The following is a 25,263-nucleotide window of genomic DNA, read 5'->3' as shown; positions in this document are numbered from 1 at the left end:
CGGGCAAAGCTATTCTCCGCGTAACGGCGGTTCGGACGGGCGTAACCGGCCAGTGCGGCGTACCGTCCGTCCGGCCGTCGCGTCCGCGCCGTTCACGCCCGGACGGGCGGTCTTCGACCGGACGGTTAGGAAGCCGATGTGGTCGGTACGCCGCCGGGTAGGAGCGACTTAATCTCCGCCTCGATCGGTCGCAGGCGGTCGGTTCGAGAGAACGTTTTCCGCGCGCCGAGCGCCCGTCACAGTTCGTGTCCGCACGCGCAGTTGCCGATGCAGTAGGTCGTTTCGCTCTCGTGAAACGAGACGCCCATCGTCGCCAGCGCGGTGACGATGTCGTTCGCCGTCTCGAATCGCGGGCGGACGTTCGCGGCCGTCGCGCCGTAGGGCCGTGCGCCGACCGGAATCGTCGCCGTGACCTCCCCCGACGCGTGGTCGACGACCGCCACCTCGTCGTTCGTCTGGATCGGGACGTACAGTTTCTCGTGGGTCGGCTCCCACGTGCCGACGAACGCCGACCCGCCGAGGTCGATCCGCCCGCTCACCTCGTCGGCGACGAGGTCGACGACGGTGACGTCGTTCGACCCCGGCGTGAACACGTACCCCGTCTCCGAGTCGGGCCCGATCTCGCTCGTCAGCGGCCGCTCGCCGAGACCGTCGTCGGCGGTGAGTCGAACGCGCTCTTCGGGTGCCGCGGGGTCGGAGACGTCCCAGACGCTCTCCGTCCCGCTCCCCTCGTTGTGCTCGACGAGGAGCGTCTCGCCGTCGGGGGCGACCGTCGCCATCCAGGGCCGTGACTGTTCGCCAACGACCGGTTCGACGTCGACCTGTGTGACGATTTCGAACGTCTCGACGTCGATGACGGTGAGGGTGTCGCCGAAGATGTCCGGGACGTACGCGTGGGAGCCGTCGGGGTGGATCGTCACGTCGCACGGTCCCGGCCCCGCGTTGTCTCCGGTTCCGCCCTCGCTCCGGCGGTCGAGTTCGCCGGTGACCTCGCCGAACGTACTCGAAGCGGGGTCGGCGTCGAGGCGGAACTGCCTGTGGGCGGGTTCGCGCGCGCTGACGACGAGATGTCTCCCGTCCGGCGTCTGCTCCAGCCAGTTCGCGCCGGAGCCGGTCTCGAACGCGACCCGTTCGGCGAGGGACCCGGCGCGGAGGCCGCGCACGCCACGGCCGACGTTGAGCCAGAGCGTGTCGTCCGCGCTGTCGGTCAGCGTCGGCGTGTACTGGTTCGACGGGAACGACGAGGTCAGGCCGAGGTGCTGGGTCGTGAGTACCTCGTCCGTCGTCGGGTCGATGACGCTGACGGTGCTGTCGCCGGTGTTGAACACGAGGACGGTCGGCCGGGTGCGGCCGTCGTCGTCCCCGGTGGCCCCGCTCCCCGAACAGCCCGCGGTGGCTGTCATCCCTGCCGCGACGGACCCCGCGAGGAGCCGTCGGCGGGAGACGCCGAGACGGCGGCGGCCTCCCTGGGCGTTCGGATACAGGACCGGGTCTCGACGCGGAGCAGTCATTGTCGAGTGCAGTGACCGCGTCGGCTTAAGCGGTCGTCCCGGTGACCGACCGCACGCACGACCTCGGTTCGAGACATCGACGACGCTCGGTCGACTCTTACCCGATCTCCGGTTGGCTCAGTAGTCTCAAATCGGATACTCGAACGTCATCGTCGGGCACTCCCACAACCGGCCTGTGTCCGTATCGATGCCCTGTTGAACGACACGTGACTCGACCCGTCTTCAGTATCTGTTTTGATTCTCAGCCCGGTTGTTGTAAGTACCAGTCGGCCGCAGAGTCAGTATCGATGTCACGCGGATGGACACACCCCCGCCTCGTGAGACCCATCTCCGGTCCGCGAGGCGAGCGGCCATGAGCAACGGACACGACCGTCGGAACGGTACTCCGCAGTCGGCACCGACGGGGCTCCCCGGCGACGGGAGCTCTCCGGACGCCCGGCACCACCGAGACGCCCGCGTGACCGGTGGCCTCCCCCGCCCGACCCGGCGCGAACTGGCGACCATCTGGTCCGTTCCTCTCGTACTGCTGGTCGTTCACTTTCTGATCCAGCCCGCGTTCGCCGCGTGGATTCGGCTCAGATACATGCGCTACACCGTGGCGCAGACGGCGTCGCCACGCCGGCTCGCCCCGGAGCCGCTCGCCCCGTACGCGTGGGCCTGGCACGAGTTCACGCGAGTTGCCCACGTGCTGATCCACGCCCCCAGCGAGTACCACACGCACGTCTTCGGGAACGTCGCACTCATCGTGGTCGCCGCCTGGGCGCTCCTCGTCGTGCTCACCGCGCTTGGACAGCGCCGGTGGTTCGTCTTCTGCTACTGGGAACTCGTCGTGGTCGCGCCCGTCGTCGGCTCGTTCTCGTTCGATCTCTTCGGGACGACGGCGACCGGGTACGGCGCGTCGACCGTCGGCTTCGCGTTCCTCGGCGTCGTCGCCGTCGTGAGCTTTCTGGCGCTGGCGAGCGCCCTCCGCCGACGGCTCGACGAGTGTGTCGGGGCGGGTCGGCCGGTCCGTCTCGACGGCGGTCACGCGGTGAGTCCGCTCGTCGTCGCCGGCTTCTTCGTCCTCGTCGTGGCTGTCGTCGTCCTCGACCTCCTCGCCGCGTCGCCCGCGATGCCCGTCCACCAGGCCGGCGCGGGGTTCGGGATGCTCGTCGGAGCGGCGGTCGTTCCGCTCACACGTCGGTCCTGAGTGGCCGGGTTTCGGGGCGGATACGACCCGTTCGGCGTCCAGTGTTCTGAGCCGTTCGCGTGGCTCGACGTCTCGTGATGACGCGAAGCGAAAAGAGAGAGAGAGACGAGTTTGTCGCGTCGGTCAGCGCTGTCGGCGCCGCCAACCGAGCAGCAGGGCGAGGACGCCTGCGACGAGCGTCGCGGTGACGCCGAGACCGGGGAACCGCGTGTCGGTCGACGTCGGCTCCGCCGTCCGGTCGGGCTGGAGCGTCGGCGTCCCCGTCTGCGTCTGCAGCGGCTCCGCGGTCGGCGTCAGCGTTGCCGTCGGTTCATCGGTCGATTCGTCGGTCGTCGCCGACGTGCTCGCGGTCGTCTCCGCCGTCGAGACGAGGAACGTCCCGAAGGTCGAGACGTCGGCGCTGAGCGTCACCGTCTCGTCGTCCGCCGCGACGACGTCTGTGGCGAACGTCTGCCAGGTCCCGCTCCCCTCGTCGTACTGCTGGATTCGGAGGCTGTCCGCCGCGACGCCGGTCGCGTCGACCGCCGATCGCTTGAGCACGAGCGTGACGGTACCGGGCCGGTCTGCGACCTGGTTCGGCGGCGTCGTGTCGACCACCGTCAGGACGGTGTCGTAGTTACGCGGGTAGTCGGTGTCGGCTCGCGGGCGGTCGCGCTCGCCGATCGCGGTCTGGCCGGCGGTCTCCTCGGAGAACGTCAGCGAGACGCGCTGGAGCGCCTCGCTCGACTGGCCGACGTCGAAGTCGATGGACGTCCCGCCGTAGAGGAGCTTCGTCACCGAGAACAGGGTGCGCGACCCCGTCGAGACGCCGCCGCCCCCACTCCCGCTACTGACGCTGGGGCCGCTGTCCGGCTCTTCAGGCTCGGGTTCCGGCGTGACCGTCCCGGTCGGTCCCGACCCCTGAGCGATGGCGAACGGCGAGAAGCCCCCGGTCGTGGCGACGTACGTCACGTGGGTCGCGTTCTGCGACCGGATGCGCGTGTCGAGTTCGGTCCAGCGGCCCTCGGTGTAGTGCCACAGCGACACCTCGTCGGGCGCGAGACCGGCGAGGCTCGACTTCCTGACCGTCACGTCGATGGTCGACTGGTGGTCTCGAAGCTCCTCCGGCACCTCGATGTCGAGGTAGAGGGGGTCCTCCCTGTCCTCCTGTGCTTTCACCGACCGGATGCCGTTTCCGGGCGAGGAGCGCTGGGCGATCTTGACGTTTCCGCTCGCCCCCTCGCCGAAGTCGATGGTGAGGCTCGGGACGTCGTCGGAGAGCCGTGCGATCGAGACGCGGCCGTTCTCGACGCCGCCCGACTTGCTCCGTGCGGGCGTGATCGTCAGGTCGCCCCGGGTAGTCGTGAGCTCCCGGGAGTTCTCGCCGGTCGCCACGTAGAGGTAGCCGTACTGGCCGGTCGACCAGTTCTCGAACGTCTCGACCGTTACTTCCTCGGTGTCGCCGCCGTCGACGACGGTGACGCTCGCGTCGAGCGTCACGGCGTCGTTCGTCGTCCGGTCGAGCGGCGCGTCCGCCTCGGCCTGTTCGGCGACGAAGTCGACGAGGCGCGCGCCCGAGATGAGGCCCGAGACCTGCCCGTCCTGGAGGTTGCCGAGGCCGAACACGCCGGGCGAGCCAGACACCGTCGCCACGCCGTTGACGTCCCCGACCTCCCGTTCGACGCTGACGTCGTCGGCCGTGAGCCCGTTCAGATCGCCGTCGACCGTGACGGTGACGTCCTTGTTCTCGAACTGCCGTCGGTTGTAGACGACGACCGCGTGGGTCACGTCGCCGTCGCCCTGTTTGGCGTCGACGTCGAACGTGAGGTCGTCACCCGCGGTGTAGGTGGTCCGTTCGAGGCTCGCCTCCGCGGGCTGTTGGTGGACGGTGGCGACGTCGACGCCGAGGACGCGACTCTCGTTTTCGACGGCCAGTTCACCGTTCGACTCCTCGAACCCCTGGTCCGTGACGCCCCAGGTGTTCCCTCCGCGGTGGTCTTGGACGAGGAAGAAGACGTAGAAGCCCGCCCCGCGGTCCTCGTCACCGAGGTCGTACGTCCCGGTGATCTCGCCGCTCCCGTCGAGCGTCCCGTACCCCTCGACGAGGTCGAAGTGGACGTTCTCGTTGACGTCGCTCCCCGTGAGGAGGTCGAGCGCGCGCGTCGTCGTCAGCGCCGAACTCGACGAGAGGAGCTCCCGTGCCGTCTGGGTGTCCTCCTCGACGTGGGCGGCGACGAGCTGGACGTCCGCTCCCGCGAACGCGCTCGTCCCGTAGCCGGTGCCGCCGCGGAACTGCAACTGTATCTCGGCCTCGTCGTCGTAGACGGCGACCCGGTCCTTGTTCAGTCGGACCTTCCCGGGCGCGACTGCGGGGACCTCGACGAAGGGGTCGACGTTCTTGACGACCGTGTCGCCGTCGTTCGGGTCCGTCCGGAGCGGGAGCGCCGCCCGGTTCCACACCTCGACGTCACCCGAGGCGTCGACGAACTCCGACCCCGAGATGGCCGCTCGCGGCTCGGTCGGCTCCTGCGTGAACGCCCCGGCCGTGACGGCCGGCACCGTCCCGGTCACGACCAGGACGGCGACGACCGCTGCGAAAAGGCGTCTCGATGATCCGTCTTGCATACGGAACGTTCTCTACTCCCGTCACATATGTGTTGTGTTCTTCCGAACATTATCTGAGGGGAGAACGTCGTCCAACTGTCGACACCGTCGAACCCCGTCAGCGGCCGAGTCGATTCCAGAATCAGCCGGAACGAACCCGATCCGACGAACGAGACGTTCAGCAGTACTGCCCGTTTGTCTCTCGAAAGCTTCTTGCGAGTTGTCAGCGCAATAGAATCGAAATGGTATCTCGTTCGACTATCGGCATCTGTCTCGTGATCGCCACGGTCCTCGCCGTCGGGATGTTTCCACTCTCGGTCGGCGCAGCGACGTACGAACTCTCGTCACCCAGTGGAGTCGACACGCCCGACCGCACCGTGACGGCCGTCGGAACCGAGTTCGAGGTGAGCGAGACGGCACGCGTCTCGAAGGGTGATCCCATCCGGCTGGATACCGTCGGGCCGTCGGGCACGACGTACTCCGTCGAACTCCGCGACAGCGACCGGGCCTACCGGAACGACGCCGAAGCGACCGGGAACGACCGCGTGTCGTTCTCGACGGCGTCGCTCGCGCCGGGGACGTACTTCGCGGTCGTCTTCGCCAACGGCAGCGTCCAGACGCTCTACCCCATCGTCGTCAAGAAGTACGAGGTTTCCTCGATGAGCGTCCCCTCGACCGCCGAAGCCGGGGCGTCGTTCGACGTCTCTGCGGAACTGACCCAAGAGACGAGCGGGCCGCCGCTGGCCGCGGTCGAAGTCGTTGTCACCGACGAGTCGGAGGACGCCGTGGTTCAGGAGGAACTCTCCTCGGACGGGTCGAACCAGTACTCGGGGACCATCTCGGTCCCCGACGAGGGTGAGTACAACGTCTACGTCTTCCCCCGCGGCGAGGACGAACTCGACGGCGAACGGGTGTTCCTCGGCCTCTCGGACCCCGCGTCGCTCGAAGTCGAGGCGGCCAGCACGGACGACACCAGCGACGACGGTGGAAACGGTGGCAGCGGGAGTGGCGGTAGCGACGACTCCGACTCGACGGAGACGCCGACTGCGACGCCGACGGAGACGCCGACACCGACCGCGACGCCGACGGAGACCCCGGTGCCGACCGAGACGCCCACCGAGATGACGTCGACCCCCACCGAGGTGCCGACCGAAATGACCGAGGACGACAGCGCGGGCTCGTCCGGTGACTCCTCCGGCGACTCGACTGCGGAGTCGACGACCGAACCGGCGACGGAGACGTCCGCACCGCTCGGCGCGGTGCCGCTCCTCTTGGCCCTCCTCCTCGTGAGCGGCCTCGCGCTGCGACTCCGTCGGTAACGTCGCTCCTGTCCTCGGCTCGGTTCGGCTTCTCACCCAGCCGTCCCGACCGTCCTGGTTTTAATGTCAACGATATTGTTTTAATATCCGCCAGCCGGCCGTCTCCACCGTTGACGGGGCACGTTGATGGTCGAGCGAGTCGGAGCGCCACGGTTCCGCTCCGTGGACGGCGGAGGCGCGCCTGCGACGTCCTCGCGCGTCGAGGGTCGGCCGCTCGATGCTAGACTCGCACTTCGTCCTCGCGCCCGAACACCAGGGGGAGGAGCACGTCGCGGACACCGGGGTAGCCGTCGCGGGCCCAGACGACGAGGCCGACGGCGGTGAGGCCGAGGCCGAAGAGCACCCAGCCCGACGGTTCGAGCGTGGTGAAGAACTCGACGAAGCTCATGCCCTCGTCGCTCAGCGGCGCGGACGTGAGCGGCCAGAAGAGGTAGCCGAACTGAGCGAACTCTCCCTCGAACGCGGGGTAGACTCCGTCGGCGACGAGGTGTGAAGCGAACCCGAGCGCGAACGCGAGCAGTGTTCGATGGTGGCTCTCGTCGAAGAGGACGTACAACACGCCACAGACGAGGAGGAGCGCGAACACGGAGTGACCGAGACTCCGCCCGGAGGGGAGGACGCCGAACGTCCACGCGAGCGGCTTGTCGACGAGGTCCGGGAACTGCGTGCCGAACACGAGTGCGAGCGCCGCGAACCCGGCCGGCCGCGAGTTCGCTCGCGTGGTGTAGACGTGATAGAGGAGATACCCGAACGCCGCGTGAGCCCAGGGGAGCATTCGGCGGAGCGTACTGCTCGGGAACGCAAACAGGCTTCGGTCCGACGGGAGTCTCGAAAACAACTCTCGAACGAATTAATAAAAGTTTGATATTTCCGACTCGTGGCCGTGGCCCGACGTGACCCTTCGTCGTTGCCGACTGTCAGCACTATTGGTACTCGAAACGGGCCGAAGAGTCAGCTAGTGTCATCTGATATCCATAATTATTTGTGGGTCGGATATCGACGATACGTGAGATGAGGACGACGGTCGATTGTGTCTCGGTCGAGTCGCTTGCCGCCGCGGTCTCCACGGTGGTCGCGGATGTAGAGTCGTGTGAGTCTCTGGACCTTCCCCCGTTGAACGAGTCCATCGACACCGACGCGTTACAGTCGTTCTGTGAGACCGAATCCCTCCGAACCGACGGTGTGGGCGGCACGGTTTCGTTCGCCTACTCGGACTCCGTCGTCCGTGTCGCCACGGGAGACCCGGTCCGCGTTAGCGCCGCTCCAGCGACGGACGAGACGACCGCGCGGGACGTCGTCGCTCGGGACACCGACCTCCTCGACTCCGAGCACGCATCCCAGACAGACTCCTGACCGGGGACGTGCGGGTCGCCTCGGGGGGAGGCGGCTCGGTGTCCGTAGACGCTGGACGCTGAGCGTTACGACCGACTGACTTTTGTCCCGTGACCGATTCGGTCGGTGTATGGATGACGACGTCCGGTGGGGCCTCCTGGCGCCGCCGTGGCTTCGCCGCGTTCCCGCAGACCTCGCAGCGGTCGTCGTACTCACGCTCCTGACGGTCGCTGCGGTGTTCCTCCCCGTCGTCCGCGAGACGCCGCTCCGCGTCGTCCTCGGGTTGCCGTTCGTCCTGTTCGTCCCGGGCTACGCGCTCGTCGCGGCGCTGTTCCCCGAGCGGGGCGCCGAACCCATCGAGGACGACGAGACCGACGAAGTCGACAGCTCCGGTATCACGGGGCTCGAACGCGTCGCGCTCTCGTTCGGCGTCTCCATCGCGGTCGTACCGCTCGTCGGTCTCGTCCTCAACTTCACGCCGTTCGGCATCCGCCTCGTCCCCATCGTGGTCTCGCTCACCGCGCTCGTGCTGGCGCTCACCGCCGTCGCCACCCGTCGGCGACTGGCGCTCTCGGCCGACGAGCGATTTTCGGTTCCGTGGCGCGAGTGGATTCGAGCCGGCAAGACGGAACTGCTCGAACCCGAGACGCGGACGGACGGCGCGCTCAACGTCCTGCTCGTCGTCTCGCTCGTGTTGGCCGTCAGCAGCGTCGGCTACGCCGTGGCCGTCCCCAAGCAGGGCGAGTCGTTCACCGAGTTCTACCTCCTCACCGAGAACGACGAGGGCGAACTCGTCGCCGACGGCTACCCGACCGAGTTCGTCGCCGGCCAGTCACAGTCGCTCGTCGTCGGGGTCGGCAACCAAGAACACCGACAGCAGGCGTACACGGTCGTCGTCGAACTCCACGACGTGGAGGTGGAGAACAACTCCACGCGCGTCCTCGACCGGGAACGCCTGCGGACGTTCGACCTCCAGATCGAACACAACGAGACCTGGCAGCAACCCCACTCCGTGGCCCCGGAGACGACGGGCGAGCGACTCCGCCTGACCTACATGCTGTACCAGGGGAGTCCTCCCGCGACGCCGACGACCGAGAACGCCTACCGAGAACTCCACCTGTGGGTGAACGTGACGGCGCAGTAGGAAGGCTCTGTTATGCTCGGTCTCCACTCCGTTCGGAGAGTTGTTGGGACAGGGCAGCAACCTCCCTCCCTCGGGTGAGGACCAGATACGACGCCACGACGAAGCCGACGGCGAAGAAGGCGGTGTTCACGAGGTACAACGTCAGTTCCTGCGCGAGCATCGCGAGGTTGTGAATCTCCGCTCCCGCGACCATCACACTGAACCCGACGATAATCGCCGTCGACGTCCTCCCCTTGACCGCCCAGAGCTTCGAGCTCATTCCGATTACAGCGGTCGCGGCCGTCGCGACAGTCCACGTGATGATGACGGTCGTGCTCAGGCTCCCGGGTGTCTCGGCGAGAATCAGTCCGACGAAGAGCCAGCCACTAACGAACAACACGAACAGGCCACTCAGCATGAAGAAGGCCTTTGCTTGGAGACTCACTCGCCCCGGCAGCGACCGCCTCTTCGCGATGTAGTGGAGTTTCTGATACGACCTGACCACTGCGACCCCTTCGAGGAACTTCCCCGCAAGAGAGAGCAGCACCACGGACGCGAGTTGGAACCGGAGGTGGAACGGGAGGTACACGAGACCGATTCCGACAGCGATCATGAGGCGACGTAGGACGCTCCCGTCCCGATATCGCTCGTCGACCGACAACAGCCCGTACACCAGGACGACACTGCCGAGTACGAGGAGTGCTGGTGGCAGCCACGGCGGCTCGAAGTCGACGAACCAGTCCAGGCGAACGGCCATCAATCAGCCACCTCCGGGTGCAGTTCTAGCAGATGCACCGTCAGCAGGGCGACGGTGATCGGGACGTACAGCAGGATGATGACGTCGAACATCGTCCGAACGGTTGGCAGGAACTCGAAGTACGCGGTCGGATTGAGGACGAGCGCTCCGAGTACGGCCACGAGGCCGAGAACCGTGACGAACACTCGTTCAGCGACGAACTCCCCGACTGAGCTAGTGGTGGTAACGGACCGGCCGTGCAGTATCAACAACACGCCGACGACAGTGAACAGGAGGTCCGGAGAGAACCGTTCCGAGGCCAACCCGTACAGTAGTTCAGACTGGACTCGTAGCCAAGATGAGTCCCCTCCAGAGAGGACGTTCGATGCGAAGAGCACGACGACGCCGACGAGGAGGACCGATTCGAGCCGTGACCCCCAGGTGACCACCTGGTACCGGCGCTGATTCACGCCCGCGAAGAACCGTTCCCAGTCGATGTCGTCGTCGAAGTGCCAACTCGACCCGCCGAGGACCGTCGCCAACACACCGAACAACGGTTTCAACAGCCTGCGTGCCTCGGTGTGGGTCGCGACTCCGGGAGTGAGGAGATACCGTATCTGCCGGTGTATCTTGAAGACGAACGCGCCGACCACGAACAGCGGGACCGAGACGACGAAGGGGATTCCCTTGAACTTCGTAACGACGGCCACGAGCAGTCCGTTGGCGACGGCGTACGGAATCGACGAGAGAAAGAAGAAGCCCACTCCACCGACGAGGAAACAGAAAAGCAGGCCGGGGAAGTAGACGACGTGGACGAGCCCACCCAGCGTGTCCGCCATCGATTGATACGCGACGAGTCGGACGACGTCGACGTTCAGTGGAGTGCCGAGAGACGCGAGGATTCGTCGTGGCCCGTCGGTCGTGTAGACGTAGAGGTACGCGATCAGCCCCACGAGTTGCCACGTACTTCCGACAAATTTGCTCCCCGTCCGACTCTTGAACGGGTTCACAGAGACCTGATCGGCGACTTCGTCTAGCTCGTAGTCCGGCCTGGTCGCTTTCTCTCGCTGAGAGATGTTCATCGAGAACGCAAAGGAGATGAAGTACAGGACGAGTGGAACACCGAACAGCGCCACCTCCATCGGGTCCGAGGGAAACATGTCTCTGTATGATGTATTATGGAAAGCCGTGAATCTAGGGGTTCGAACAGCTTGATCTCACTCTATATTTCTCTCTCGAAGTAATGTTTATGTGCGGATATGTCCACCGTTGAACTAGTGAATCTCGACATCCTCCCGATCGGAGACGTTTCCTCGAACGACCTGGATGTGATTGCGAGCGCGCTTCGTGACCATTACCGGGTCGATGTCTCCATCCACGCACCCTACTCGTTGGCTGATCTGCCGGAGGGGACGTACTCCGCCAGCCGTGACCGGTACAACGGTAACGAACTCGCGGCACTCGCAGGCGCCAACGGCGACGGTGAGCTCAACCTCGTCGTCACGTCGGCGGACCTGTTTGCCGCCGAAACGGAACACATCTCGGAGAAGACGTTCGTCTTCGGCTGTTCGTTTCTGGAGGGTAACGGGGCGGTGATGTCGACTCACCGGTTGAAGCCACAGGGGGTTCGGTCGCTCCTCTCGCGCGGTTCGAACGAACTGGTTACGAACCGGTTGCGAGTACAGGCGGTCAAGCACGTCGGACACATGATCGGACTGGACGGCTGTACCGACGCCACCTGCGTCCTGGCTCAGTCGACCGACCTCGACGCGCTCGACGAACGGGAGCCACGGTTCTGTCGGTCGTGTTCGCGGTCTACCACGCGGTTCGACGTGGTTCGCTGAGACGGTTGGCAGATGCAGCGGCGGGCTTGTCCAGGTACCCGACAGCACCAATAGCTAACACACTGTAGTCGAATCGAACACTGTATGTCTCAACAGATAGCAGACGTCCTCGACGTAGACGAGTTCACGCTGGGCCTCGTCGGTCCCGACCAGGAGTGGGCTGGGACCGTCCGCGACGGCGGAACGGTCAAAACGCACACGCCCGCGGGGTGTTGGGGGCCGATGATCACCCCCGAGTTCCGCGGCGGCCACGAAGTGACCCGGCCCATCTACGTCGAGAACGCCGAACCCGGCGACGCACTCGTCGTCCGCATCAAGGACGTCGAGGTGACGAGCATCGCGACCAGTACCGGGAGCATGGCCGAACGCGAGGGAGCCTTCGGCGACGACCCCTTCGTCGACCACAAGTGTCCGGAGTGTGGGACGCCGTGGCCCGAGACGGTCGTCGAGGGGACGGGCGAGGAGTCGATCCGCTGTGCGGAGTGTGGGGCGAACGCCTCCTCGTTCGGCTTCGAGTACGGCTACACCGTGGTTTTCGACGACGACCGGACCGTCGGTATCACCGTCGGTTCCGAGGGCGCACACGACCTGGCCGAACGGGCAGACGAGGCGATGGCGCTCCCGGAGAACTCGCGACAGCACCCCATCCTCCTGTACGAACCCGACGAGATGCCCGGGACGCTCGGCCGCCTCCAGCCCTTTATCGGCAACATCGGGACGACGCCGACTGTCGAACTCCCCGATTCGCACAACGCGGGCGACTTCGGGCAGTTCCTCATCGGTGCGAGCCACGACTGGGGACTCCCCGACGAGGAGGCACTGGAAGCGCGGACGGACGGCCACCTGGACTCGAACGACGTCCGCCCCGGCGCGACGCTCATCTGTCCCGTCCGCGTCGAGGGTGCCGGCCTCTACGTCGGCGACCTCCACGCGAACCAGGGCGACGGCGAACTCTCGCTGCACACGACCGACGTCAGCGGGCGGACGGAACTCGAAGTCGAGGTCATCAAGGGCCTCGACCTGCCGGGTCCGTTGCTCCTCCCGAACGAGGAGGACCTCCCGCACATCGCGAAGCCGTACACCGACGAGGAGCGGGCGGCCGGCGAGGACCTCGCGGCCGCCTACGGCGTCGACCACCTCCACGACGCCGGGCCCATCCAGTTCATCGGGTCTGGCGCGACGGTCAACGACGCGACGCAGAACGCCTTCGACCGCGCCTGTGAACTGTTCGGTCTCTCCGAAGGAGAGGTCCGCTCGCGGTGTACGTTCACCGGTGGTGTCGAAATCGCTCGACTCCCGGGCGTCGTCCAGTTGTCGATGCTCGCCCCGATGGAGTTGCTCGAAGCGGCCGGACTCGCCGAGACGGTGAAGGCACAGTACGACCTCTGAGGATTTACGGAACCCCGCGCCGTCGACTCCCGATACGCCGTTTTTCTGTATTGTTCGTCGTCGGTCAGCCACCACGCATCGCCGGGAACAGTTGCATCGAGTCCGCGTCGGCGACGGACTCATCGAGGTCGACCTTCCGCTCGCCGACCAGTACGCGGACGCTCGGCCGCAGGGCTCCCTCGTCGTCGGTGAGATGCGCTCCGGCGCGCGGGTACGCGTCGACGAAGGCCTCGAGCACGTCGCGGACCGTCTCGCCCTCGGAGTCGACCTGTACCGTCTTCTCGCCGGTCGCAGAGCGGAGCGGGCCGTAGACGGTGAGTTCCATGTGGTCGAGTCCACCGACCGAACGCAGATAACAGTTGTCGCACCGTCTTCAACACGGCTCTGGTTTCGGTGCGAGTACGAATCCGAGAGACACCGCGGTTCCGATGAAACGTCCTCAACGATTTAAGACGATCAGAGCGCACACTTTATTCTCGTCGCGGTGACAGACTCTACCTGAATGGGGTATCGCCAGGCACTCGCCCTCCGCTGGTCGCGCCGCGACCGTCTCGCCGTCCTCGTCATCGCCGTCACCATCGCGTTCCTGACGGGGGTGACGCTCCTCGGGTTAGCGATGGCCGGGCAGACGACCGCCATCGCCGCCGACTTCGACTCCCCGGGGACCGTCGAGTCGTTCGACTCGGTCGCTGACGCGCGGGCCGCGGCCGGGAGCGGCGAGTACGTCCTCCCCGTCACTTCGGTCTCGCTCGACGGCGAACGGCGGACCGTCATCGGGATTCCCGCGCCGCCGCCCGAGGTGAGCATCCGCGAGCAGACCGTCGCCCTGCCGACGGGGAGCGACGGCGTGCTCGCGGCGACGACACAGCAGCAAACGGTACAGGGGTCGGTCGAGACGGCGTCCGGCACGCAGCAGATCACGCTCGCGCCGCGGCCGTCAGGGGACGTGGTCCCGGACGGGTGGTACGTGACGACTGCCGCGACGGTCGAATCGCTCGGCCCGACGGGGGCGTTCGTCCTCTCACCCGACAGTCCGGGGCTCGTCCCCTCGGGTGAGGCGGTGCCGCTCCTCTCCGTCCTCGCCTTTTTCGTCCTCGGGACGCGCCAACTGGTCGACCTCCTCCTCCTGACGAGCCTCGCGGGCGGCGTCCTCGTCGCGGTGACGACGTTCAGCGTCACCCGCGTCGTCGTCGAGGACCGCCGCGAGACCATCTCCGTCGTGCGGTCGACCGGGGCGTCGCCCCTCTCGGTCTACGCCATCTTCGGCGTCCGTGCCCTCTTGCTCACCGGAATCGGTGTCGCGCTCGGCTACGCGCTCGGCCTCGTACTCGTCCGGAGCGTGGTCAACGCCGCCGTCTTCGTCGGGGCACCGACCTCCCTCTCCGTCTCGGTCTCCGCGGAGGCGGTTCGACTGCTCGCCCCGACGAGCGCGTTCGTGGTTCTCCTCGGGGGACTCGCGGGCGTCGTCGCCGCTCGCCCGGCCGTCCGACCGCCGCCAGCGACTGTCGCGCGCCCCTCGACCACGCTACCGACGAGAGGTGGCTCCCTCAGCGAGGTCCGCCGACGGCTCCGGCCCACGCTCTTGAGTTGGGACGCGCTCGTCCCCTCGACGGCGACGCTCTCGGTGTTCGTCCTGTTCGTCCTCCTCATCGCGGCGTCGGGCGGCGCGCTCGCGTCTCTCACTCCCGACGACCAACAGACCATCACCGAGGCGGACGCCTCTCACCCCATCGAGAGCAAGGTCCCGGTCTCGTACGCCGAAACGCTCCAGCAGCAGGGCATCGCCGCGAGCCCCGAGATACTGCTCTTCGAGGTCTCCCGTGGCGAGCCGTTCCTCGTTCGCGCCGTCGAGTACGACTCGTACGCGTCCGTCTCGAACCCCCAACTGGTTCGGGGCCGCACGCCACAGACCGCCGACGAGGCCGTCATCGGTGCGGACCTCGCCCGGACGCTGAACGTCGGCGTCGGCGACACGCTCACGCTCGGGGGCAGCACCAGACCGGCGTTCACGCGCGTCGAACTCGTCGGCGTGTTCACCGGCGAGGGCGTCGAGGACGACCAGCTCCTCGTCTCGCTCGAAACGGGGAGCGCCTCACAGCCACCCGAGAGGGCGAGGTCAACTTCATCCGAACCGAGCCGATCGAGGCCGATGCGGGCGGCGGACCGACCCTTTCGATACTCGGTGTGACGGCGAACTCGAACGACGACGAGACGTCGCTCCGGCTCATCGTCCAGAACTACGGCCTCGCGCCCATCGACGAGCAAGTCACCGTACAGTTCGGCGACGACACTAGCGACCTCGACCTCGACCTTCAGCCCGGACAGACACGCGGGGTTTCGCTCACCTTCCCGCCGCGAGAGCCCGGTGAGTACGACCTCCGCGTGGCCGGCTACAGTCAGTCGGTGCAGGTCGGTTCGGGCGGGAACAACGCGCTGACCGTCGACCTCCCGGCCGAACTCCCCCCGGGGTCGGAGCCGCAGGTGACCGTCGTGCGCGGCAGCCAACCGGTCGCCAACGCGACGGTGCAGCTTCAGGGGCGCGAGGGGACGTGGACGACGAACGACGAGGGCGTCGTCCGCGTTCCGTTCCCCGAGGGGGGGAGCTACACGGTCGTGGCGACCCGTGGCGAGGAACGGGCACGCGCAGATGTCCGGGTGGTCGAGGGAGCCGAACGTCGGTTCACCGCGAGCATCCGCGTCCAGCCCTCGACGCCCTCCATCGCGACGCGCCCCACCGCCGTCGCCACGCTCAAGAACCCCTGGGAGCAACCAGTCACGCAGACTGTGACGCTCGTCCAGGGCGAGAACGCCGCCGAACGCGACCTGACCCTCCAGCCCGGCGCGAGCGCGGAGCACCGCCTCCAGCTCCCCCCGCGTGCGGCCGGCAGCTACACCGTGATGCTCTTGCAGAGCGGGCGGAACACCTCCGCGACGACGTTCGAGGTCCAGGGTGACGAACGGCTGGCCGCGGCGCTCGCCAGCAGCGGCCGGCAATCGAGCGGTGGGGGAATCGCTCAGGCGATCACCATCGTCTTCGGAAACATCCGGGTGCTGGTCGCGGCGATGGTCGCGCTCGTGGGCCTCATGACCGTCGGCGCGACGACGGCCTCGTTCGCCCGGAGTATCCACGCTGCCCGCGACGAGGTGGGCGTCCGCCGCGCCGTCGGTGCCTCGCCCGGAGGCATCTACCGACTCGTCATCGGCGACGTGCTCCGCGTGGGCGGTGCGAGCGCCGTCCTCGCCGTCGGTATCGCCAGCGCCCTCGTCTGGCTCCTGCTCTCGCTCGGCGAACTCCGCCTCTTCGGCATCGTCCTCCGCCCGACGTTCTCGCCGACGCTCCTGCTCGCCGCGGGCGGCTGTGCGCTCGCCCTTGCACTCCTCAGCGCCATCGTCGCCGCGTTCTCGCTCGTCTCCGCCGCTCCGGCGACGCTGCTCGCGCCGGTCTCCCGGGAGGCACCCAAGCGCCCAGATCGTCCGGGGATGACCCAGTCGGAGGTGGGGAGCGATGACTGACGTCGAGCACCACGGCTCGACGCGCGGGTCGACCGAGCCGAGAACGCGAACCACGACCGCGCTGGGCCACGGGCACGGCCTGGGCACGCGCGGTCGCCGCGGACTCGCCATCGCGTTCCTGCTGGCCGTCGCTGCCGTCGCGCGATTCCTCCCGCTGTACTGGAGTCCGCACCCGGCGACGACGGACGGCTTCCAGTACGCGTGGTTCGCGACCGAAGCGCTCCGGACGGGCGCGTATCCCATCCCCGAGTTCCGAGTCGACAGTTTCGTCTACACCGGCCTCATCGCGAGCGTCTCGGCCGTCGTCGGTGTGGACCCGCTCCGCGTCACCCAGCCGCTCTCGTCGCTCATCGGGGTCGGGGGTGTCTTCACGGGAATCGCGGTCGCCCACCGCGTCGCGAGCGAGTTCGACTGGCCGCGCCGACGCGTCTCGGCCGCCGTCGTCGCGACGGGGGCGTTCCTCGCGCTCGACGGCATCTACCTCCGCCGAACGATGGTCGCCGACGAGGAGGTGATGGCGTACGTCCTCATCCCGCTCTTGCTGCTCGCGTTGCATCTCTGGCTCGCCGATGGGCGCAGGACGAGACGCTGGGGGTGGTGCTCGGCCTCCTCCTCGTGACGATGCCGCTCTTGCACATCCTCTCGACGCTCGTCGCCGCCCTTTCGATGGTCGGCCTCGTCGTGGCCCACGCCGTCCGCAACCCGGGCCGTCGGACGCTCGTCGGCGGTGGCCTCGTCGCCGCCGGGTTCTGGCTCTACTTCGGGACCTACTACCAACTCGCCGCCACGGTGATGCAACTCGCGTACGTCGACCGCATCACGGCGTTCCCGGGGCTGTTCCTCGCGTGGGTCATCATCCTCGTCGTCGGCGTCGCGTGGGCGTGGACCACCTCGTCGCGGGCGCGCGCTCTCGCCGTGGTCGTTCCCCTTCTGGTGTTTTACGCCGTCACCGTCGTGAACGTCTTCATCGCCGTCTACCCGGGGACGCCGCAGACGCCGCTTTTAGTACTGGTTCCGGTGCTGTCGCTCGCGCTTCCGTTGCTCGTCGGGGCACTCGGCATGGGGCTCCTCTCGCCGCAGCGTCCTGCGGGTGCACTCGTGGTCGGCCTGCTCGCGGGACCGCTCGCCCTCCTCGGCTTCTCGCTGACCGCCGCGCTGACGCCCGAGTACGTCGGGACGGCGATTCGCGGTCAGACGTTCGGCCACCTCCCGCTCGCCATCCTGGTCGGCCTCGTCGTCGCCCGTCTGCTGGCTCGTGGCGTCGACACGGGTAGCGTGTCGCTCCCGGGTTCCCGCTCTGTCGTCCGCACGCTCGTCGTCCTCGTCGTCCTCGTCGCCACCGTCGGCAGCCTCCCGTTCGCGTACATCAATCTCGACACGGGGTCGTACCCGAGTACGACGTTCGACTCGGAGTTCCGGGGCGTCGCGTTCGCCTCCGAGCGGACGGAGGGGCCGTGGACCACCGACCACTCCCTCTCTCGGTCGGGTATCCACTACTTCCGGAGCGAGACGGGCGTGTCCGCGACGGCGAGTTGGGTCTCCGGCGGTGCGAGCCCGACGTGTCCCGTCTTGTCGCAGGAGTCGTGGACGACCACGGGCGCACACCTGTTCCCCTTCGCCCCGACACCGTCTCCGAGGAGCGATACGAGGAGTGGCTCGGGGGTCGGCAGGTCGTGTACGTGAACACGGGCCGCGACCCGGTGACGATTTCACTGCCGGTGGACCCCGCCGGGCAGGGGTGTTGAACTGCGCACACGACCACGACCGACGCGGATCTCTCTCCGAGAGAATTGACATCCTCTCATCCCTGAAGGGGTGGGCTGAGAGAGGTTGCCGAGTGATCGGGGGGACCGATCGGACGCTTCGCTTCGGTCATCGCTCCCGTTATGGACTGAGTTGATATGAAATAGCCAAATAAAATATCGTATCGGGTATTTTTGAACACACAATATAACTGTCCTTTCATCCCTCTCAGACACTCCTGAACTATACTCGCCTCCCCGTGAGTTTTTACGCCGGTGTGTTTATTCGTTTCAGGGGAGTCCAAACGGATGCAATCTATCGGTGGGGATATCCACGTTCTTCACGTCGACGACGAACCGGACTTCGCAGCGTTGGCGGGAGCCTTCGTCGAGCGAGAGGACGACCGGTTCACCGTCGAGTCCGCGACAAGTGCTGAAGCGGGGCTCGAAAGACTTGCCGACGGGCACTTCGACTGCGTCGTCTCCGATTACGACATGCCGGGAACGAACGGGCTCGAGTTCCTCGAAGCCGTCCGCGCTACGTATCCTGACCTCCCGTTCATCCTCTTCACCGGCAAGGGGAGCGAGGAGATCGCGAGTCGCGCGATCTCTGCCGGCGTGACCGACTACCTCCAGAAGGAACACGGTACCGACCAGTACACGATCCTGGCGAACCGGATTCGGAACGCCGTGGAGGGAGCGCGTGCGGAGCGTGAGCGCAGGCGGATGCGCGAGCGGATGGAACTCGCTCTCGAAGAGACCGAGTCGGTGATCTTCGAGATGGACTTCGAGACGGGTACGGTATCACGACACGGTGCGGTCGAATCGTTTTTCGAGCTGGATCCCGAGCGCATCTCGACCAAGCGGGAGTACTTCGAACGGTTCGTGCATCCGGACGACCGTGCACGGATTCGAGCGTCTTACGAGCGACTCCGAACGAGCGACCAGGACCACGCCGTCATCGAATATCGAACGAACCCGGACCTCGGGAGCGTGCGCTGGTTGCAAGACCATATGTACGTCACCTCGGATGACAGCGGCACCCGCGTGCTCGGGTTAGCCAGAGACATCACCGAGCGGAAGCAACGGGAACGCGAGTTAGAGCAGTACGAGGCCTACCTGCAGAACTCGACGGATATCGTCACCGTCCTCGACGACTCCGGGACGATCAAGTACGGGAGTCCGTCGATCACGCGGATACTCGGCTACGAACCGGGGGAACTGATCGGCGAACACGCGTTCGACTACGTCCATCCCGACGACGTCGATCGGGCTCTCGAGGCGTTTCGTGAGCTCGTTACCGAACCCGGAGCGACGCTTACCGCCGAATTCCGCTTCCGCACCGCTGCCGACGAGTGGTGCTGGCTCGAGGTTCGCGGGACGAATCAGCTCGACAATCCCGCAATCGAGGGTGTCGTGGTCAACAACCGTGACATCACCGAGCGTAAGACGCGCGAACAGGAACTCCAGCTGAAGGAACGGCGGTATCAGGCGGTTTTCAACGACCCGAACATCCTGGTCGGGTTACTCGATACCGACGGCACCGTCCGTGACATCAACCGGACGGCGATGGAGTACGTCGACGCGACGTCGGAGGAACTGATCGGAATCCCGTTCTGGGAGACGCCGTGGTTCGAGCATTCGGACGCGGTGCAGGATGACATCCGGACGTGGATCGATCGAGCAGCCAACGGTGAGTACGTCGAGTTCGACCTCGACCTCGTGCGACCGGATGGTGAACCGTACACTGTCGAGGGCGTCTTTCGACCAGTCCTCAACGACGTCGGCGAGGTCGTTTCACTCATCGTTTCCGACCGGGAGGTCACCGAACGCAAGGAGCGCGAACGCGACCTCGAACGGATCTGGGAGTTCTTCACCGAGGCCGAACGGCTCGGGAGTCTCGGCGCGTGGGAGTTCGATGCCGACGACAACGTCGTGTGGACAGACGGCACTCGTCGGATCCACGAGGTGGATGACTCGTTCGACCCTACCCTCGAGAAGGGGCTCTCGTTCTTCCACCCGGACGACCGTGAATCGGTCGAGCGAGCCGTCACCAGCGCGCTCGAGCGCGGCGAGAGCTACGACCTCGAAGCGCGACTGCTCACCGCCCAGGACAACGAGCGGTGGGTTCGAATCCACGGCAAGCCGATGGAAGATAGCGACACTTCGTCAGTGGTGCGCGGCTACATCCAGGACATCACCGACCAGAAACGGCGGGAGCAAGAACTGGACAGAGCGAAGTCACAGTTGGAGGCCGCGGTCGAAGCCGGTGAGGTCGCGACATGGGAATGGCATGTGCCAGAAAACGAGTTAGTCGCCGGTCCAGAATTCGCCAGGAAGTTCGGTGTCGATCCCGACGAAGCCCGTGACGGTGTCTCGCTCGACCGTTTCCTTCGATCGATCCACGAGGAAGACCGCGACCGCATCGAACGACGGATACAGGCGGTGCTCGACGAATGTGGCTCCTACGAGGAGGAGTATCGTGTGTGGAACGCTGCTGGTGAACTCCGCTGGGTCGTCGCCCGTGGACACGTCGCGTGTGACGACGACGGGACGCCGCTCAGGTTCCCCGGTGTCTTATCGGACATCACGGAGCGAAAGGAGACCGAGCGCGAATTGAAGCGGAAGAACGAACGACTCGACGAGTTCACGAGTATCGTGAGCCACGACCTTCGAAGCCCGCTGGCTGTGGCCGAGGGGAACCTCGAACTGGCTCGCCGGGAGTGTGACAGCGAGCGACTCGCCAGCATCCGCCGGGCGCACGAACGGATGCGAACGCTCATCGATGATCTCCTCACGCTGGCACGACAAGGCGAGAGTCTCCACGACGTGTCCGCTGTCGACCTCGCGGGGTTCGTGGACACCTGCTGGCGCACTGTCGAGACGGGCACAGCGACACTCTCGGTCGATATCGACCGAACCATCCGTGCGGACGAAAGCCGACTCCGACAGCTGTTCGAGAACCTCTTCAGAAACGCTGTCGTACACGGCGGTGCGGACGTGACGATCACCGTCGGTGAAATGGACGGCGGGTTCTTCGTCGAGGACGACGGTCGCGGCATTCCCGACGACCTGCGCGAAGAGGTCTTCGACGCCGGCTTTTCGACCGAAACGGGCGGGACCGGGTTTGGGCTCTCCATCGTCGAACAGGTGGCTGTCGCACACGGCTGGGAGGTCTCTGTGACGGAGGGTTCTCTGGGCGGCGCACGATTCGAAATCACTGGTGTCGCGTTCGTTGAGGACTAGGCCGGCTCTCGCATCTCTTACCGTGCAGAGCCTGGGTTCACGCCGTTGTTTTCAGCATCCAGGGCGCGACGGTCAGTCGGACGACTGGGGTGTGCGGCTGTCCGTACCGCCGACTGACTCCGACTCGCTTCTCCGTCCGAGGCCCATCCAGCGCCGACGAACAGGCGACCGGAGCGCGTCCGAGTCCGAGTCCGAGTGCTCGACCCGACTCGAAACGGAGCGAAACGAGCGTTTCGACACGAGCGGAGGTTTTTGCCACCGCCGACTCGCCAGAACCGGGCCACCCGAGTCGAATTCTCAGGAACTCGGAAGTGTAGCCTCACTTTTTTATCAGAATACACACAGTAACTACCATGGCCGCAGAATCGACCGCAGTGTCAGGCAGCGACTCGCTCGTTAGCTTCCCCTCACACCCGATCGGCTACGTCGCGATCCTCGCCGCGCTCGTGACGGCCGTCATCCACCTCGTCCTCGGTCCGCGTGTCATGGGCTTCAGTCAGACGCTCGGTATCCTGTTCATCCTCAATGGACTCGGGTTCCTCGGCGGGGTCGTCCTCTTCCTGAGCCGGTACTGGCGACGGGAACTGTACCTCGTGGCCGCCGGCTACGCCCTCGTCACGATTCTCGCGTTCTTCGCGTTCCAGGGCTTCGGTGTGGACGCGTTCTACAACCGTGGCGGCCTCAATCAGATGGCCGTCACCGCGAAGGCAATCGAACTCGTGCTCGCGGTCTGTGCCGGGTATCTGTACACGAACACCCCGCCGTAGCCTGTTGGAGTCCGCCAGTAGCCTCCAGTCCAGTCACTCACGAGCGCCTTCCATCACCAACTCCTTCAACAGGCTCCGCTTGAACAGCGGGAACTCGATACCGCTCCGTCTGTCGGCAGGGTCGGTCCGACACAGGGCACCCCAGCGGCCGTCGTACCCCTGTATCGGCCGACCCTCATCGTCAGTCACTTCGGGTGTCGTGGGCCACCATCGCTGCTCCCGTCGGTCGACGATCCGGTCGCTCACTTCTCCAGTCCAGGGCCGAACGTCGGTCGCGGTGAACTCGCTTTGCAACTGCGACACGAGGTGTTCGGGTGCCAGAACCACGCCGTAGTCGTCCTCGGCGGCCGTCTGGTCCGTCGCGTCTCCAGCGTCGACACCACTCCCCCCGCCAAGGACGCCACCATCCCCGTCACCGTTTCCATCGCCGTCGAGGTCGACACTGGACTGACTGGCCTCGATTCCGGCGGAGACAGCACCGACTCCGGCACCCAGTGCAGCCCCGGCGCCTCCAGCGATGGCGGCGCCCGCGCCAGCCCCGGCTGCGACCTTCGCCAGCGTGACCGCCGCGTCGCGCGCGTCGTCCGCGACCTCTTCGGCCACCTCGACCGTTTCGTCAGCTTTCTTGTTCACTTCCGACGCCACTTTCGCGGCCCCTTCGACGGCCTCGCACGTCGTATCGCTGAGATCCGACGAGGGTGGCGACTTCTCCCCCGCTGTCCGGTAGTTGTTGTGACTGCCACGTGCGACGTAGACGACTGGGTGGGTTCCCGCTCTCCGACCGACCTCCTGCCAGCGGTCGACCTCCATCCGCGGCCGGAACGTTCGCTTCGCGACGTCGATGTCGAGCGATTCGAGAACGCCCTTGCCCCGCCGACCGAAGCCGACGTACAGCGGTTCGGGGATTCGGTCGTGATCGACGTCGAGGTCACCGTCCTCCGCGATGTCTTCGAGCAGACTGAGCCACCCTTCCCGGTGGACGACGACGCCGACCGCCGTCCAGTCCCCCTCGTAGTTCCCGTGTCGGCCGACACCGGCGACCCGTTCACACCCGCGCGTCTCCTCTTGATGGACGGGATACAGGAAGTAGTACCAGACGACGAGGACGCTCCCGCTGAACAGTGTCTTCAGGTTTTCGAGGCTCACCGCGTCCGAACTGCGGACGAGCAGTTCTTCGAGTTCGTCCAGGTCGACGACCTCGGCCGAGTACCAGTCGACGACAGGACGAGTTCCGTCCTCCGTCTCTTCTCTCCACGACTGGTACTGGTCTCGTGCCGCGTCGATGCTGACCTCGCGGTTCGCGGTCTCCTCGGTGACGTCCGTCGTCCACGGCGGAACGATCCACTCGTCCGTGTCTCGTTTCCACCCTGTGGTGTCCAGCCAGAGGAGTCGCTCGTCGCCGCTCGTGAGATACTGTGGCCGGTTCAGGTCGTCTCGTTCGCCGATGTAGACCGGATCGGACGGCCCGCTGTCGCTCGGGTCGGTGCTGAGGTTGGACCGCTCGATGAGTGGTTTGCGGGGGAACGACTGCTGGCCCGAGCAGTCACCCCAGTTGTCCTTCGCGTGTATCGCGTCTCCACTCCCCGGCTCCGTACACCACATGGCACACGACTCCATGTAGACGCGCGGGTTCACCGGCGTGAATTTCTCTCGGGGATGGAGGACGAGAATCGGTTCGTAGGTCGCTGCGAGCGTCCGCTTCTGTTCGGGTGAGAGTTGCATTGGTGAGCCTCCTTCGCGTTCAGGTCTCCGGTGCGTCCGGCCCTCCGAACACCTCGTACACGAGGTCGAGATACGAGACGAACTCGGGGTCACACTCCGCGAGCCGATGGCCGTCTCCGGACTGGAGCCACTCTTCCGCTCCGTACTCCTGATAACACGCCCAGAGCGTCCGTTGGAACTCCCGGATACGAACCTCCCCGACCAGTTCTGCCAGCCACGCGAACCACTCCTCGAGGAGATCACGCATCGCAGCGCCCGCGATGGCGCCACAACACCACAGGTCCTGGTAGCGGCTGACGAACTCTCGGTGCGTCTGTCGGGCGGCGACGCCCTGGCTTCGCACCGCTCGCACGAGGCGCTCGACCTCCTGCCAGATGCAGTTCATCGTCTTGATCAGCGCCAGCGACCGGTCCGGGTCGTCTGCGGCCTCGCCCATCCGGTCGAAGACCGCCTTCCAGCAGGCGCGTTGCTCGCTGTCCAGCGGTCGGCAGAACAGTTGGTCGAGCCCCGCCTCGGGGTCATACTTCCACACCTTCACGTCGTCGATGAGCCCCGAGAACGTGTACCGACCGTCCCCGACCCAGTGGCCGATCTGGACTCCTTTCGGCTGGACCGACCCGACGCCGGCGTACAGGTCGTCGTTGACGGCGACGAGTTCGCCGTCGATGTACAACTGGAGCGAGGAGACGCCGTCGTGGAGATACGAGAGCCTGACCCACTCGTCGGTCGGCACCGTCCGCGTCGTCCCGTCGGGCGAGTCGTCCTCGCTGTTGGCGCCGTGCCACGTCGGGTCCGCGTCCGCGCGCGGCGGGGCGAGTATCGTCCCGATGAGGGTCCCATCGGGCTGGATGTAGAAGGCGAAGCAGCGGTCACCCTCGATGAGGTTTCGCCGCTGTCCCAACTCGTCCAGTTTCACCCACAGTTCGAGCTTCAGCGCCCGTAGTCGTTCCCACACGGGTCCCGTGGGGACCGTCACGTCGCTACTCGGCTGGGTGTACTCGAGAGCCCCCGTCTCTGCGGAGCGCCCGTCGGTGACGTGCTGTGTGTCGGTCCGCCGGCCGTGGGTGTCGTTCCCGGAGACGTCGATGGCATCACCGTTGAGTTTGTACGTGTGATGGAGTATCTGTGTGAACATCGGTTGTCTCGTGTCGGTCGGTGGTTGACAGTGCTGTGCGCTGATCTGCCATGAGTGATGAGAACGTATCGCATACACACGCTCGTAAATCGTGACGCTACGAGCGTAGGGC

The 25,263-nt window shown here is 66.1% G+C and carries 20 protein-coding genes; 12 read left to right on the top strand and 8 right to left on the bottom strand.

The window, feature by feature from the left end:
* Positions 1 to 236: 236 nt before the first annotated feature.
* Complete coding sequence (locus tag C2R22_RS13745) at positions 237 to 1,511, bottom strand: beta-propeller fold lactonase family protein (protein ID WP_103426257.1); 1,275 nt, start codon at positions 1,509 to 1,511, stop codon at positions 237 to 239.
* A gap of 352 nt (positions 1,512 to 1,863) precedes the next feature.
* Between C2R22_RS13745 and C2R22_RS13740 the strand changes: the two genes are divergently transcribed.
* A complete protein-coding gene (locus tag C2R22_RS13740) occupies positions 1,864 to 2,700 on the top strand; it encodes a hypothetical protein (protein WP_103426256.1) in 837 nt (278 codons plus the stop codon).
* A 123-nt stretch (positions 2,701 to 2,823) separates the two neighbouring features.
* On the opposite strand, the gene C2R22_RS13735 is transcribed toward C2R22_RS13740, so the two are convergent.
* Entirely contained in the window at positions 2,824 to 5,304 is a 2,481-nt protein-coding gene (locus C2R22_RS13735) for a PGF-pre-PGF domain-containing protein (RefSeq protein ID WP_103426255.1), read from the bottom strand.
* 221 nt (positions 5,305 to 5,525) lie between these two features.
* On the opposite strand from C2R22_RS13735, the gene C2R22_RS13730 reads away from it, so the two are divergent.
* The gene (locus C2R22_RS13730) at positions 5,526 to 6,602 is read left to right on the top strand and encodes a hypothetical protein (RefSeq protein ID WP_103426254.1); all 1,077 of its coding nucleotides are present in this window, start codon (positions 5,526 to 5,528) and stop codon (positions 6,600 to 6,602) included.
* A 220-nt stretch (positions 6,603 to 6,822) separates the two neighbouring features.
* Here C2R22_RS13730 and C2R22_RS13725 read toward each other — a convergent pair whose 3' ends face one another.
* A complete protein-coding gene (locus tag C2R22_RS13725) occupies positions 6,823 to 7,377 on the bottom strand; it encodes a metal-dependent hydrolase (protein ID WP_103426253.1) in 555 nt (184 codons plus the stop codon).
* Positions 7,378 to 7,613: 236 nt separating this feature from the next.
* Here C2R22_RS13725 and C2R22_RS13720 point away from each other — a divergent pair, with 236 nt between their 5' ends.
* Positions 7,614 to 7,955 (top strand): HalOD1 output domain-containing protein, encoded by a 342-nt coding sequence (locus C2R22_RS13720; protein WP_162562498.1) that lies wholly within the window; start codon positions 7,614 to 7,616, stop codon positions 7,953 to 7,955.
* A gap of 109 nt (positions 7,956 to 8,064) precedes the next feature.
* Positions 8,065 to 9,078, top strand: a complete 1,014-nt coding sequence (locus C2R22_RS13715; RefSeq protein ID WP_103426252.1) for a DUF1616 domain-containing protein — start codon at positions 8,065 to 8,067, stop codon at positions 9,076 to 9,078.
* Positions 9,079 to 9,088: 10 nt separating this feature from the next.
* On the opposite strand, the gene C2R22_RS13710 is transcribed toward C2R22_RS13715, so the two are convergent.
* Both C2R22_RS13710 and C2R22_RS13705 read right to left on the bottom strand, forming a co-directional pair.
* The gene (locus tag C2R22_RS13710; RefSeq protein ID WP_103426251.1) at positions 9,089 to 9,814 is read right to left on the bottom strand and encodes a hypothetical protein; all 726 of its coding nucleotides are present in this window, start codon (positions 9,812 to 9,814) and stop codon (positions 9,089 to 9,091) included.
* Positions 9,814 to 10,953 carry a hypothetical protein gene (locus tag C2R22_RS13705; RefSeq protein ID WP_162562497.1) on the bottom strand — a complete coding sequence of 380 codons (1,140 nt, stop codon included), beginning with the start codon at positions 10,951 to 10,953 and terminating at the stop codon, positions 9,814 to 9,816. Before C2R22_RS13705 ends, C2R22_RS13710 begins: the two co-directional genes overlap by 1 nt.
* A 117-nt stretch (positions 10,954 to 11,070) precedes the next feature.
* Between C2R22_RS13705 and C2R22_RS13700 the strand changes: the two genes are divergently transcribed.
* Positions 11,071 to 11,637 carry a zinc metalloprotease gene (locus C2R22_RS13700; protein ID WP_162562496.1) on the top strand — a complete coding sequence of 189 codons (567 nt, stop codon included), beginning with the start codon at positions 11,071 to 11,073 and terminating at the stop codon, positions 11,635 to 11,637.
* Positions 11,638 to 11,721: 84 nt separating this feature from the next.
* Positions 11,722 to 13,026 (top strand): acetamidase/formamidase family protein, encoded by a 1,305-nt coding sequence (locus C2R22_RS13695; RefSeq protein WP_103426248.1) that lies wholly within the window; start codon positions 11,722 to 11,724, stop codon positions 13,024 to 13,026.
* 64 nt (positions 13,027 to 13,090) lie between these two features.
* Here the strand turns inward: C2R22_RS13695 and C2R22_RS13690 are convergent, their stop codons facing one another.
* Positions 13,091 to 13,351 carry a ubiquitin-like small modifier protein 1 gene (locus tag C2R22_RS13690; RefSeq protein ID WP_103426247.1) on the bottom strand — a complete coding sequence of 87 codons (261 nt, stop codon included), beginning with the start codon at positions 13,349 to 13,351 and terminating at the stop codon, positions 13,091 to 13,093.
* A gap of 177 nt (positions 13,352 to 13,528) precedes the next feature.
* Between C2R22_RS13690 and C2R22_RS13685 the strand changes: the two genes are divergently transcribed.
* The 6 genes from C2R22_RS13685 (at position 13,529) to C2R22_RS13660 (ending at position 22,294) form a co-directional block, all read left to right on the top strand.
* The gene (locus tag C2R22_RS13685) at positions 13,529 to 15,214 is read left to right on the top strand and encodes an FtsX-like permease family protein (protein WP_103426246.1); all 1,686 of its coding nucleotides are present in this window, start codon (positions 13,529 to 13,531) and stop codon (positions 15,212 to 15,214) included.
* On the top strand, positions 15,211 to 16,539 hold the full coding sequence (locus tag C2R22_RS13680) for an FtsX-like permease family protein (RefSeq protein ID WP_103426245.1): 1,329 nt from the start codon (positions 15,211 to 15,213) through the stop codon (positions 16,537 to 16,539). The genes C2R22_RS13685 and C2R22_RS13680 overlap by 4 nt, the downstream gene beginning before the upstream one ends.
* Positions 16,532 to 17,158: a hypothetical protein gene (locus C2R22_RS13675; protein ID WP_103426244.1), complete on the top strand. Its 627-nt coding sequence runs from the start codon at positions 16,532 to 16,534 to the stop codon at positions 17,156 to 17,158. Before C2R22_RS13680 ends, C2R22_RS13675 begins: the two co-directional genes overlap by 8 nt.
* Positions 17,137 to 18,222, top strand: a complete 1,086-nt coding sequence (locus C2R22_RS13670; RefSeq protein WP_162562495.1) for a hypothetical protein — start codon at positions 17,137 to 17,139, stop codon at positions 18,220 to 18,222. Before C2R22_RS13675 ends, C2R22_RS13670 begins: the two co-directional genes overlap by 22 nt.
* A 368-nt stretch (positions 18,223 to 18,590) precedes the next feature.
* Entirely contained in the window at positions 18,591 to 21,527 is a 2,937-nt protein-coding gene (locus C2R22_RS13665) for a hybrid sensor histidine kinase/response regulator (RefSeq protein WP_103426242.1), read from the top strand.
* Between the two features lie 353 nt (positions 21,528 to 21,880).
* Positions 21,881 to 22,294 (top strand): DUF7475 family protein, encoded by a 414-nt coding sequence (locus C2R22_RS13660; RefSeq protein WP_103426241.1) that lies wholly within the window; start codon positions 21,881 to 21,883, stop codon positions 22,292 to 22,294.
* A 33-nt stretch (positions 22,295 to 22,327) separates the two neighbouring features.
* Here C2R22_RS13660 and C2R22_RS25115 read toward each other — a convergent pair whose 3' ends face one another.
* Together C2R22_RS25115 and C2R22_RS13650 are read right to left on the bottom strand one after the other, a co-directional pair.
* Positions 22,328 to 24,016: a hypothetical protein gene (locus tag C2R22_RS25115; protein WP_162562494.1), complete on the bottom strand. Its 1,689-nt coding sequence runs from the start codon at positions 24,014 to 24,016 to the stop codon at positions 22,328 to 22,330.
* Positions 24,017 to 24,035: 19 nt separating this feature from the next.
* Complete coding sequence (locus tag C2R22_RS13650) at positions 24,036 to 25,151, bottom strand: LamG-like jellyroll fold domain-containing protein (protein WP_103426240.1); 1,116 nt, start codon at positions 25,149 to 25,151, stop codon at positions 24,036 to 24,038.
* Positions 25,152 to 25,263: the final 112 nt, after the last annotated feature.

Source organism: Salinigranum rubrum, from assembly GCF_002906575.1.
Lineage (GTDB): Archaea > Halobacteriota > Halobacteria > Halobacteriales > Haloferacaceae > Salinigranum > Salinigranum rubrum.
This window is presented reverse-complemented; position numbering and strand designations above follow the sequence as displayed.